The organism is Pseudomonas sp. NFACC42-2 (assembly GCF_900116055.1).
GTDB lineage: Bacteria > Pseudomonadota > Gammaproteobacteria > Pseudomonadales > Pseudomonadaceae > Aquipseudomonas > Aquipseudomonas marginalis.
Map to the genome: position 1 here is coordinate 54,132 of NZ_FOZO01000022.1, position 12,664 is coordinate 66,795.

Genomic DNA, 12,664 nt, shown 5'->3' on the forward strand with positions numbered 1-12,664 from the left:
ATAGCGTGCAAACCGTGCCAACTGACGTTCGGCAGCCGCCAGCGGTGCCGTTTCGGGTGCCGTTGGCGATGGTTTACGCTAGAATGCACGGCCTCAAAGCACACCCCTTCCCGAGGCTGTCCCGAAGATGTTGATCCTGCGCGGCGCTCCTGCCCTTTCTGCCTTTCGCCACAGCAAACTCCTTGAACAACTGAGCCAGAAGGTTCCAGCGGTTACAGGCCTGTATGCTGAATTTGCTCACTTCGCCGACGTTACCGGCGTCTTGACCGCCGACGAACAGCAAGTGCTCGCACGCCTTCTGAAGTACGGCCCAAGCGTTCCCGTTCAAGAGCCGACCGGCCGCTTGTTCCTGGTTCTGCCACGGTTCGGCACCATCTCGCCCTGGTCGAGCAAGGCCAGCGATATCGCCCGCAACTGCGGCCTGGAGAAGATCCAGCGCCTGGAGCGTGGTATCGCGTTCTACGTCGAAGGTGGGTTCAGCGACGCCGAGGCCGAGCTGATCGCCAGCAGCCTGCACGACCGCATGACCCAGATCATCGTCAGCCAGCTGGAACAGGCTGCCGGCCTGTTCAGCCACGCCGAACCCAAGCCGCTGACCGCGATTGACGTGCTGGGCGGTGGCCGCGCTGCGCTGGAGAAGGCCAACACCGAGCTGGGCCTGGCCCTGGCCGAAGACGAGATCGACTACCTGGTCAACGCCTTCACCGGCTTGAAGCGCAACCCCCACGACATCGAACTGATGATGTTCGCCCAGGCCAACTCCGAGCATTGCCGTCACAAGATCTTCAACGCCAGTTGGGACATCGACGGCGAAAGCCAGGAAAAAAGCCTGTTCGGCATGATCAAGAACACCTACGTGATACACAGCGAAGGCGTTCTGTCGGCGTATAAGGACAACGCCTCGGTGATCGTCGGCTCGGTTGCCGGCCGTTTCTTCCCGGACCCTGAAACCCGCCAATACGGCGCGGTGCAGGAGCCGGTGCACATCCTGATGAAGGTCGAGACCCACAACCACCCGACCGCGATTGCCCCGTTCCCGGGCGCAGCCACCGGTTCCGGCGGCGAGATCCGCGACGAAGGTGCCACCGGCCGTGGCGCCAAGCCAAAGGCCGGCCTGACCGGTTTCACCGTGTCCAACCTGCAGATCCCGGGCTTCGAACAGCCATGGGAAGTGCCGTACGGCAAGCCTGAGCGCATCGTGACGGCGCTGGACATCATGATCGAAGGCCCGCTGGGCGGCGCCGCGTTCAACAACGAATTCGGGCGTCCGGCGCTGACCGGTTACTTCCGGACCTTCGAACAGTCCATCACCACCCCCCGTGGCGATGAAGTGCGCGGCTACCACAAGCCAATCATGCTGGCTGGCGGCATGGGCAACATCCGTGAAGAACACGTCAAGAAAGGCGAGATCCTGGTCGGCTCCAAGCTGATCGTGCTCGGCGGCCCGGCAATGCTGATCGGCCTGGGCGGCGGCGCGGCTTCCTCCATGGCTACCGGCACCAGCTCGGCAGACCTCGACTTCGCCTCCGTACAGCGCGAAAACCCTGAGATGGAACGTCGCTGCCAGGAAGTCATCGACCGTTGCTGGCAGTTGGGTGACAAGAACCCCATCAGCTTTATCCACGACGTCGGCGCCGGCGGTTTGTCCAACGCCTTCCCGGAGCTGGTCAACGATGGCGACCGCGGTGGCCGCTTCGAACTGCGCAACATTCCAAACGACGAGCCGGGCATGGCCCCGCACGAAATCTGGAGCAACGAATCCCAGGAGCGTTACGTACTGGCGGTCGGCCCTGAAGACTTCGCGCGCTTCCAGGCCATCTGCGAACGCGAGCGTTGCCCGTTTGCCGTGGTCGGCGAAGCCACTGCCGAGCCGCAACTGACGGTCACCGACAGCCACTTCGGCAACAGCCCGGTGGACATGCCCCTCGAAGTGCTGCTGGGCAAGGCCCCGCGCATGCACCGCTCTGCGGTTCGTGAAACCGAGCTGGGCGATGATTTCGACCCAAGCACGCTGGACCTGACTGACAGCATTGAACGCGTGCTGCACCACCCGGCCGTGGCGAGCAAAAGCTTCCTGATCACCATCGGCGACCGCACCATCACCGGCCTGGTGGCCCGTGACCAGATGGTCGGCCCATGGCAGGTGCCGGTGGCCGACGTTGCCGTCACCGCCACCAGCTTCGACGTCTACACCGGTGAAGCCATGGCCATGGGCGAGCGTACGCCGCTGGCCCTGCTGGACGCCCCGGCGTCGGGCCGCATGGCCATTGGTGAAACCCTCACCAACATCGCCGCGTCGCGCATCGGCAAGCTGTCCGACATCAAGCTGTCGGCCAACTGGATGTCCGCTGCCGGTCACCCCGGTGAAGACGCGCGTCTATACGACACCGTGAAAGCGGTCGGCATGGAGCTGTGCCCGGAGCTGGGCATCACCATTCCGGTGGGCAAGGACTCCATGTCCATGGCCACCCGTTGGAACGATGAAGGCGTGGACAAGAGCGTCACCTCGCCGCTGTCGCTGATCGTCACCGGCTTTGCGCCGGTCACCGACATCCGCCAGACCCTGACCCCGCAACTGCGCATGGACAAGGGCACCACCGACCTGATCCTGATCGACCTGGGCCGTGGCCAGAACCGCATGGGCGCCTCGATCCTCGCGCAAACCCACGGCAAGCTCGGCAAACAGGCGCCGGACGTGGATGACGCCGAAGACCTGAAAGCCTTCTTCGCCGTGATCCAGGGCCTCAACGCCGACGGCCACCTGCTGGCCTACCACGACCGTTCCGACGGTGGCCTGCTGACCAGCGTGGTCGAGATGGCCTTTGCCGGTCACTGCGGCCTGAACATCGTGCTCGACAGCGTTGCCGAGGATGCGTCCGAAATCAACGGCATCCTCTTCAACGAAGAGTTGGGCGCCGTGATCCAGGTTCGCCAGGACGCTACCCCTGACGTACTCGCACAGTTCAGCGCCGCTGGCTTGGACGACTGCGTCGCGGTGATCGGCCAGCCGATCAACAACGGCGAGATCAATATCTCCTTCAACGGCGACACCGTGTTTGCCGGCCAGCGCCGCTTGCTGCAACGCCAGTGGGCCGAGACCAGCTACCAGATCCAACGCCTGCGTGACAACGCCGACTGCGCCGAGCAGGAATTCGACGTGATCCTGGAAGAAGACAACCCGGGCCTGAGCACCAAGCTCAGCTTCGACGTCAACCAGGACATCGCCGCGCCGTACATCAAGAAAGGCATCCGCCCACAGGTTGCCGTGCTGCGTGAGCAGGGCGTCAACGGCCAGGTGGAAATGGCGGCCGCGTTCGACCGCGCCGGCTTCAATGCGATCGACGTGCACATGAGCGACATCCTCGCCGGTCGCGTTGACCTCAACGAGTTCAAGGGCCTGGTGGCCTGCGGTGGTTTCTCCTACGGCGACGTACTGGGTGCCGGCGAAGGCTGGGCCAAGTCGGCCCTGTTCAACAGCCGTGCCCGCGATGCGTTCCAGGGCTTCTTCGAACGCAACGACAGCTTCACCCTGGGTGTGTGCAACGGTTGCCAGATGATGTCCAACCTCCACGAGCTGATCCCGGGCAGCGAGTTCTGGCCGCACTTCGTGCGTAACCGTTCCGAGCAGTTCGAGGCCCGTGTCGCCATGGTGCAGGTGCAGGAATCCAACTCGATCTTCCTGCAAGGCATGGCCGGTTCGCGCATGCCGATCGCCATCGCCCACGGTGAAGGCCATGCCGAGTTCGAAAGCGAAGAGGCGTTGCTCGAGGCCGATCTGTCCGGCTGCGTGGCCATGCGTTTCGTCGACAACCACGGCAAGGTCACCGAAAGCTACCCGGCCAACCCGAACGGCTCGCCGCGCGGGATCACCGGCCTCACCAGCCGCGACGGTCGCGTGACCATCATGATGCCGCACCCGGAGCGTGTGTTCCGCGCCGTGCAGAACTCGTGGCGCCCGGAAGAGTGGGACGAAGACGGTGCGTGGATGCGCATGTTCCGCAACGCCCGCGTGTGGGTGAACTAAGGCCGTGTACAAGCTTGCCTTCTTTGTGCCCGACAGCCATGTGGAGACCGTGAAAACCGCCGTCTTCGCTGCTGGCGGCGGGCGCATCGGCGACTACGACCGCTGCGCCTGGCAAGTGCTGGGCCAGGGCCAGTTTCGCGCGTTGGACGGCAGCCAGCCGTTTATCGGGCAGGTTGGCCAGGTTGAAGTGGTTGAAGAATGGAAGGTCGAGCTGGTAGTGGCGGATGAGTTGATCAACGCGGTGGTAGCCGCATTGAAGCTCAGCCACCCCTATGAGACACCGGCTTATGAAGTGTGGCAGTTGGCGGATCTTTGATCGGCAGGCTGTGATAACAAGAAACCCGCTGGGCCAGGTTGGCCAGCGGGTTTTTTGTGGGCAGTCAATCAGCCGGGGTCAGGACCTTACGGTGCGGGGATTAACCCCACTTCGGCCCGCAACGCTTCTATCAATGTGTTTTCGTAGCTGAACCGCTTGCCCTGCATCGGCTCCCAGCGCTCCACATAAAACAGGCCGTTGTCGTCGACCTTGATCGGCGTCGACACGATCTCCCCGCTGCGCGAGCGATGCAGCACGTTGTTCTGCGACGGCGACGGGCGTTCGATCAAGAACAGGCCGGGTCGATTCAGTCGTGATCTGTCCACCGGCACGAAGGGGGCGGGTGCTTTAATACCGGCAACACCGGCGTCCAGGACGAAGTCACTGCGCAATGCGGTCCTGAAAGGGTTCACGCCCTCGCTGACGGACTCCCAGCTACCGGGGCGAATGTTCTGGGCCAACGCAGGGGCCGTGTCCCGGACATGCAGGCTGACCCCGCCTTGCAGCTCCACCAGGCCAGGCACACCCAGGTAGGTATTGGTGTGGGCGCTGCCAACGAAGGCGATCCACTTGTGAGGCCCATGCGTCGCCTGATCCTCCTTGATCACCTTGGAGGCGAAGTAACTGAACATCTGGTTGCGGGACACGTCTGCGTCCCCTAGCCCCTTGATATGGTAACTGGCGGTGCAATCCAGGGCGCGGATGCGCAGGCCATGCCGGGCGGCAACCTGGATAACCTCGGTATAGGTATCGCTACCTTTATAGTCCGGCATATGACCGCCATCCAGCTGCATGAGATAACGCCTGAGGTTGTTCGGCAACCGTTGTGTGCTCAAGAACATATCCAGCTCCGCCTGATGCATATCGGTCAGCAGGTGTTCCACATACAGCGTCTTGAACTCCAGCTCCTTGAGTTTCCCCATGTAGTCGCGCAGCCAGCGTTTGCTGGATTGGGCCGAGTGGGCTTCACCGAGGACCAGCCCGGCGAATTTGCTGCGGCTCACGCTCTCCAGCAGTGCCTCCGGGCTTTTCGGTGAGCCCAGGACCGACGGCTTTGGCCGGTCCTGCGCCAGATAGTCGGTCAGGTCTGTACGCGCATCTGTGCTCAGGCGCCGCCTGGCGTCTCGGAAGGCCTGGTAGGCTTCGCGCTGGTCCGGATTTTGTGGGGGGTAGCGGGTGTCCAGCCCACGATGTTCTCTCATTTGTCGGAGGATGCTTTCCTGCTGTGAGTGGGGAATGTCGTAATCGCTGTAATGCGTCGCCACGCCAGCTGTCGCTGTGCTGGCAGAGGCTGCCGGCTCAGGGGCTTTGTACGGGGTGTGCAGGCTCAAACGGTAATCGCCCTTGGCCAACGGGTCACCCGCGATAGCGCCAGGCGTATCGACCCAGAGGCCCTCTGGCTGGTCGGTACCGGCATCCGCCACGCGCAGTGCGACCGCATCCTGCAGGTCCGCCAGGCCAGGTGTGTCATCGAAAGTCCGCAGGCGGGAGTGATCGACCAGGGCAATCCAGCGCTCATCCTGTTCGTTGAGGGCATCGGCCTCGATGGTTTTGTGGGAGTAGAAGTTTCTGACACTGTTGCCCCGTGGCGTGGTCGGCGGTGTCTCGCCCATCTGCAGGGCATCGTCCAGCAGGTAAGACGTGGAAGCGTCCAGGGCCTTGACCTTCAGGCCCTTCTGCTGGGCTTTGCGCACCAGGCTGACGTAGGAGTACTCGGCATCCTTGGCGAAACCCAGGGCTTTATCCACGGCCTTGAGGTGTTTTTCGATGTGTCGCCAGGATTTGCCGCTGTTGAGCTTCTCCAATTTGGCGCGGAAGACATCGGTGGGCAGGTATTCGATGTACAGATGCTTGAAGCCATTGCTGATCAAGGCGTCCATCTGGGTAATCAGCAACTGTTTGCTGGCGATGGAGCCCGGTATCGCGCCAATGACCAGGTTCTTGTTGCCGCTGAAGGCGTCGCTGGTGAGCAGTTGTGAGAACGACGTGCTGGCGTCAATGGCGGGGGGGGCGGCGCGGGGCGGTAATGGGTCGAGCGTTTTGAAAAAATCCTGGGCGTCGGTTGTCAGGCGTTCGGCTTGTTGAAGATAAGTCGTACGCACGGATTTGAGCTCCCTGGCGGCATTTCCCAGAAGTACGTCCCGCGCGCCGAAATCCCATTCAGACCGCAGCAGCATCTCGGCCCGCACATCCGGGTTCAGCACCTGCTCCAGTCTGTCGGTGTACTTCATCGGAATCTCATAAGGCTTGAGCGGCTCCGGTGTGTCGGGCAGTTTTTCATACTTCGGGGCACCACCGGTGACGCCGGTACGTCTCCATATTCCTTGTGCATCGGGTGCGGCCACGCGGGTGGTGGAGACCAGCTTGCCGGTAGCCGGATCAAGCCGATACAGCAAATAACGGCCGATCGGGTCCGGTATCTTTTTCGCCCAAAGCGCCTCGCCATCGAACAGCACCGCTTGCATGTTTTCAAGCACCTGTGGCTTGGGTTCCAGGGGCCGGATCAGTTTCAAGGCCTCGCTTGGAACGTCGACGTGCTTGATGACTTGGCGCGCAGCTGGTTTTGCAAGTTGTTTGAGGGATACCAAGGCCGGGCGCAAATCGGTGAAAGCTGCACCGGCGCTGTTGAGTACATAACCGACCAAGTGTTCCACCGCAGCAGCGGTATCGCCCTGGTGATAGGCATGCAAGGCCAGCATGCCGTCCTTGAACGCCAGCAACATGCCCAGGCTGAGACTCAGGGTGGGGAACGGTGCGGTGGCAACTGCGGTGACCCATTCCACGCAGGTCCACAAAATGCCGGTGATCATCTGGGTGCGATTGGAGGTGGTGCCTTCAACATCGTCGATCCTGCGTTGCTGCTTCATGTTGTACAGCGTCTGGCGCAGATCCTGCAGCGGGGTTTGCCTATGGGTCGAGTCATAACGTGCCGGGCTGATGTCGGTTTTATTCAGGTCTTCGGGCAGTTGTGCCTTGGCCTCCTCGAGGAAGGCGCGTACGCGAACCTGGGACTGAGCGCCGACCCGCAGAGTGAAATAGCCCACCATGCCGGGAACCTTTTTCAGCAGGTAATTGAACTGCCGAGCCTCGCGAAAACTGATACCGTCCGGCGCGTTGGGGGTGTAGAGCAACGTCGGGAAGTCGGCGTGGCTGAAGAGGAAGTTGTCGATTACCCATTCGCCGTCCACCAGCAGGCGGTGGATAGCGTAATTGCTGCGAGTTGCTATGGCGTTATCGCCCATGCTGGCAATGCTGCGGTTGAGCCACTCCCAATCGACCCCGGCAATGTATCCCAGCAGGCGGCACTCCAACGCGGCGTTCTGCATCTGGAGCTGGGTGATGCTCAGTGTTGCATTGCGCCGCAGGTCATAGTCCGCGCTGCCGGCGTTCAGCAGCCGGGTTTTGACCTCTTTGATGTAGCTGTCGCCCACCCATGTACCGGTGACCGAGCGGGCGACCTTTTCAGCAGTCAACGGGCTCAGGTCAATGCCTTTCGGGCCTGTGAAACGGGCTGATCGAGAAAATTTTTCGTCGATAAGCCCCACGCTGTCGGCATAGCCGTCGCGGTACAACTGTGTGTAGGTCTGGGGAGGCGGGGTCGTGCCAAACAGTACCGGCGGTGAAAGTGCCCATACGGTGTCGGGGTCGACATCGTTCTGGCGGCGTCCCAGCAGTTCGTTGAGGCGTTTTTTTGCCTGTTCATGCAGGTAATCGGAGAAGCTGGGAAAGTGTGCATCAGACAATGGATGGTCATTGTAGGTGTGCCATACGCCTTCGCCGTCTTCGGCCAGTTTCAGCAGTGTCTGGCGATTGTCGATGCTGGTTGAGCGGTACCAGTTCGGGGTGCTGAATTCATAGTCATCGATCCGGGTCGCCAGCACATGGGCCGACATGGCCTTGAGGCAGCTGGCGTAGCTGCCTATGTTGGCGAAACTGATCTCTTTGTATTCCAGGTCGTGAGGCTTGAAGCTCAGGCCGGACAATACCCGCTTCATCGCTCCCCGGAAACGCAGGGCGACCCGTGTGACCAGATAGTCCGTGAGGGTTCCTGGCGGAAGTTTAGTGCCGTTGTCCAGGCTCCAGCCGAGGATATGGTTCTGGCACGCGATCTCGCTGTCGAATGCCTGGAACTGCTGTTCCCGAGGCGCCTTGGGCGTGCACAGCAACAGGCGGATGACCGCGCCGCTGGAGTCGTTTTGGCGCAGTACCCAAATGTCCTGCAACTGGGCTTCGTGCAGCGACAGAGTGGCGGCGCTCAGTTGGGGATTGGTGCCCTGGCGCAGGTCCTGCACCAATCGAAAGTCGCTTTCACTGAGGTGGCCTTGCAGCAGTGCGGTGTAGGCCAGCGCGTTGATCCGCTGGTCGAGCATCTGTTCGATCCCGCGGCTGACCTCGGGTTTTGCATGCATCTGCTGTTGCATGTCGGCAAAGTCGATACGTGGTTGCAGGGTGCCCAGCAATTGCGTCAGCCACTCTACTGTCAGGTCCTCATAGGCTGCGGGTAGCGCCGCTCCTTGATAGGTAAATGTGGTTTTGTTCAGGAAGTCCGAACCCGGCAGGGCATCCCCTGCTTGCAGCCCACGCAGGGCCAGGTCGATCAGGTTGCGCTCGTGTTGGTACTCGCCGATGGGGGCAACGTAACGCCGGGTGTTGATTACCAGGTGTTCCGGCACCAGGTCGTGGATATCCAGATCATCGCTCAGGCGTTCGAGCAACTGATAGCGAGCCAGGGTTTCGGGGGTGGTGACGGGGTTCAGCAGGTCGAGCAGGTTCTGGCGGGCGTCGTTGTAACTTGCCAGGTGTTCGGCGAGCTTGGCGCGACGGGTTTCGCTGGCGCTGCGGTACCAGTCCGGGGCGCTGTTGCGCAGGTGGCGTTCCAGCAAGCGCTGAGCGCGCCACGCCAGGCGCGCGTCGAGGTCGGGCAGGGCGGCAGTGATGGCGAGGTCAAGGGCACTGATCAACTGCGCGGAATCTTGTGTCGGGTTATCGACCAGGCTCAAGGCCCGATCGATGTCTTGGGTGCGTTTGTCGATCAGGGCGTTGTAGGTGTGTTCAAACAGCGGCCTATCGCTGATTGGCGCCAGTTCCAACGGCCAGATGGCGCCAGGTGTCACGTCGCGATAACGCACAGGCAACAGTCGCATGAATTCGCGTCGCTGCTCGGCATGCTCCATGCCTTGCAGCAAGTGTGTATTGAGTTGCGCCAGCGAGCCGAATGCCTCGATCCCGCGCGAAGGCGTGAACAGCATCACTTCACCTACCGCTGGTGCAGCGGTCAGACCGACGACCACAGGGCTGGAGGTTTCGGTCAGCACAAAGGCGCCGGCCAGTTCCACCGTCCGTTCCTGGTAACGAAAGCTCAGTGCATACAGGCCTGGGCGCAAGGTGGCGCCCAGCGGTACACGTTCCAGCAGGGCCTTTTGTTGCGGGTGCAGCAGGCGGTCCTGAGCGCTGACCGCCGTTTCATTGGCCAGGGCGGTGTAGCCAGCTTCAAAGGTCATGAAGGATTTGCGTGGCTTGCCGTCGATTTGTTCGTTGCGATCGAGTGCCAGCAGATACGTATTCAAGCTGGACTTGAGTGCTTCGACTCGGGCGAGCAGATCGCCCTGGGTGATGTCTTGATAGAGGGTGCGACTCTTGGCCAGGAACTGCTGGCGGTAACGCTTCAGGATGCCGTTGGTTTTTTCCAGGTAGGCCAGTTCGGCAGAAGGTGTGTGTTCGGGCACTAGTGGCTTTTCGATCTGCAGCAGGTGGTGCCCGATCTGATTGAGGTGGCCTTTGATACCTTCAAAGGTCTGGGATGTTGTGCTCACGGGTAGGCTCTCCATGCGGGGATAAGAACCTTGAGCATGCGCAGGCGGACCATTGGCAGGGAGGTAGATAAGTAGGTTTTTTGATTGGTGGGAATGAATCTACCCGACGACAACCTGCATGTTTCCTACAACCCTTTCAGGTTGTCCCTAGGAACTCACCTCACTAACCTTCGCCAGTCGCTGCTTATTCAGCGACCGGGACTGCAAGCCCGCCGAAACCTCACCAGTTAGTCACAAGCGCCTTTATAATTGCGGCGCTTTTTCATGGTCGTCATTTATGGCGGCTGTGTGCGGGAGACCTTCGGGTCTACCGAGATTTACTGGTGATTCTCGGTCTTGCAGGCCTGCACACAGCTGCCACCCATCAACTGCAAGTGATGCTGGCAGCTCTTACTTCACACCAGAGGTTTACCATGATCAAAGACAGTCCAAATCCCCCATCCGCCTCTCAACCCACCGACCAACTCTTCACCGTACTTCCCCATTTGAACAGCGAAACCTTGCTTGCCAATGCATCCCAGGACCTGGCGTCCGTGCAGGCGCTGGCGGCCCATCTGGCGTTTGATATCGATGGCTCGCAGCGTGATGCGGTGCTGGGGATTCATCGGATGGTGGAGGGGATCCAGTTGATGGTGGATCGAGTGCTGGATTTATCCGAGGTGCCTGCGCAGCAGTAATTCGGCGCCGATGAGGCCCATTCGCGAGCAAGCCCGCTCCCACATTTTGATCGATGCCCGACTTGGCAATACGATCAAAGGTGGGAGTGGGCTTGCCCGCGATTGGCCGCGAAGGTCACCGCAGCTCTATACCCTGGCGCCTACGTCACGGCCACTGACCAAGCGCTCCAGTACTTCCCCCAACCCCGACGCCTGGTCACCCATCACCAGGTGCCAGACCCCGCTATCCAGCTGGCGCACACCCTGGCAACCCAACGCCGTCAGTTGCGCTTCGGACACCACCGAATCATCGCCCAACTCCACCCGCAGCCGGGTCATCGCCACCGCTTCCAGCTGGCGCACATTGCCTCGACCGCCCAGTGCGGCCAGCCATTGTTCGGCCTCCTGCACATTCACCGCAGCCGGCTTATCCACAGGCGCAGCCGTTACGGGAGCGGGGGCCACAAACCCCGGCATCGCCAACCGAATCTCATCGGCAATGCTGTCCGCCAGCGGCCCGACCACCACCTGCAAACTGCCGCCATTGCCGGGGCGAACCACGGCCATGGCGCCCAGGGCTTTCAACTCGGCATCCACGGCTTTGTTGCGGTCGACCATGTCCAACCGCAGGCGCGTGGTGCAGGCGCCCACACTGAGCAAATTGGCCGCACCGCCCAAGGCCCGGATATAAGCCGTGGCGCGCTGGTTATCAGTCATCGCTTCAGCCTGTGGCACCTGGATATCCTCACGGCCCGGGGTCTTCAGGTTGAAGTGGCGGATGCAGTAGCTGAACACGCTGTAGTAGATCGCCGCGTATGCCAGGCCCACCGGGATTACCAGCCAGCCGTTGGTGGATTTGCCCCAGCCCAGCACCATGTCGATAAACCCACCGGAGAAGGTAAAGCCCAGGTGGATATTCAGCATATTGGTCACCGCCATCGACAGGCCGGTGAGCAGTGCATGGATCAGGTACAGGAACGGCGCGAGGAACATGAACGCGAATTCAATCGGCTCGGTCACCCCGGTGAGGAACGACGTCAGGGCCATGGACAGGAAGATCCCGCCCATCACCTTACGCCGCTCCGGCAGGGCGTTGCGGTACATCGCCAGGCAGGCGGCGGGCAGGCCGAACAGCATCACCGGGAACATGCCGGTCATGAACTGGCCACCTTTGGGGTCGCCGGCAAAATAGCGGGTCAGGTCGCCGGTGACGACGGCACCGGTGACCGGGTCGGTAAAGGTACCGAACACAAACCACGCCATATTGTTGAGGATATGGTGCAAACCGGTGACGATCAGCAGGCGGTTGAACACGCCAAATACGAACGCGCCGAAGCTGCCGCTCTCCATCAGCAATACGCCGAAGCTGTTGATGCCGTGCTGGATCGGCGGCCAGATCAGGCCGAAGATCACCCCCAGCGCCACCGCCGAGAACCCGGTGACAATCGGCACAAACCGCCGCCCGCCGAAGAACGCCAGGTACTCCGGCAGCTTGATGTCCTTGAAGCGGTTATACAGCGCACCGGCCATCAGGCCGCTGGCGATACCGGCGAGCATGCCCATGTTGATGCTGCTGTCCATCACCTTGAGGGTGGAGATCATCACCAGGTAGCCAATCGCCCCGGCCAGTCCCGCCGTGCCGTTATTGTCACGGGCAAAGCCCACGGCGATGCCGATGGCGAAGATCAGCGCCAGGTTGGCGAAAATCGCCTGCCCGGCATCGTGCATCACCGCGATGTTCAACAGGTCGGTGTCACCCAATCGCAGCAGCAGGCCGGCAATCGGCAGGATGGCGATGGGCAGCATCAGTGCGCGGCCCAGGCGTTGCAGCCCTTCGATGAATAATTGGTGCATG

General features: G+C 61.5%; 5 protein-coding genes. 3 read left to right on the top strand and 2 right to left on the bottom strand.

All coding sequences use genetic code 11. The features are described 5' to 3' along the window. The first annotated feature begins 127 nt into the window (after positions 1–127). Positions 128–4,024: a phosphoribosylformylglycinamidine synthase gene (purL, locus tag BM416_RS26060; protein ID WP_092489921.1), complete on the top strand. Its 3,897-nt coding sequence runs from the start codon at positions 128–130 to the stop codon at positions 4,022–4,024. A 4-nt stretch (positions 4,025–4,028) separates the two neighbouring features. Then, positions 4,029–4,340 (top strand): YqfO family protein, encoded by a 312-nt coding sequence (locus tag BM416_RS26065; RefSeq protein ID WP_092489922.1) that lies wholly within the window; start codon positions 4,029–4,031, stop codon positions 4,338–4,340. An 86-nt stretch (positions 4,341–4,426) separates the two neighbouring features. Here BM416_RS26065 and BM416_RS26070 read toward each other — a convergent pair whose 3' ends face one another. After that, positions 4,427–10,153, bottom strand: coding sequence for a membrane-targeted effector domain-containing toxin (locus BM416_RS26070; RefSeq protein ID WP_092489923.1), 5,727 nt, complete (start codon positions 10,151–10,153; stop codon positions 4,427–4,429). 413 nt (positions 10,154–10,566) lie between these two features. Between BM416_RS26070 and BM416_RS26075 the strand changes: the two genes are divergently transcribed. Then, positions 10,567–10,830 carry a DUF6124 family protein gene (locus BM416_RS26075; RefSeq protein WP_092489924.1) on the top strand — a complete coding sequence of 88 codons (264 nt, stop codon included), beginning with the start codon at positions 10,567–10,569 and terminating at the stop codon, positions 10,828–10,830. A 126-nt stretch (positions 10,831–10,956) separates the two neighbouring features. Here the strand turns inward: BM416_RS26075 and nagE are convergent, their stop codons facing one another. Continuing rightward, positions 10,957–12,663: an N-acetylglucosamine-specific PTS transporter subunit IIBC gene (gene nagE, locus BM416_RS26080; RefSeq protein WP_092489925.1), complete on the bottom strand. Its 1,707-nt coding sequence runs from the start codon at positions 12,661–12,663 to the stop codon at positions 10,957–10,959. Position 12,664: the final 1 nt, after the last annotated feature.

What these genes read in the sequence shown, in the direction of transcription:
- purL (WP_092489921.1), top strand. Translation starts at nt 128, where the DNA reads ATGTTGATCCTGCGCGGCGCTCCTGCCCTTTCTGCCTTTCGCCACAGC.
- BM416_RS26075 (WP_092489924.1), top strand. Translation starts at nt 10,567, where the DNA reads ATGATCAAAGACAGTCCAAATCCCCCATCCGCCTCTCAACCCACCGAC.
- nagE (WP_092489925.1), bottom strand. Translation starts at nt 12,663, where the DNA reads ATGCACCAATTATTCATCGAAGGGCTGCAACGCCTGGGCCGCGCACTG.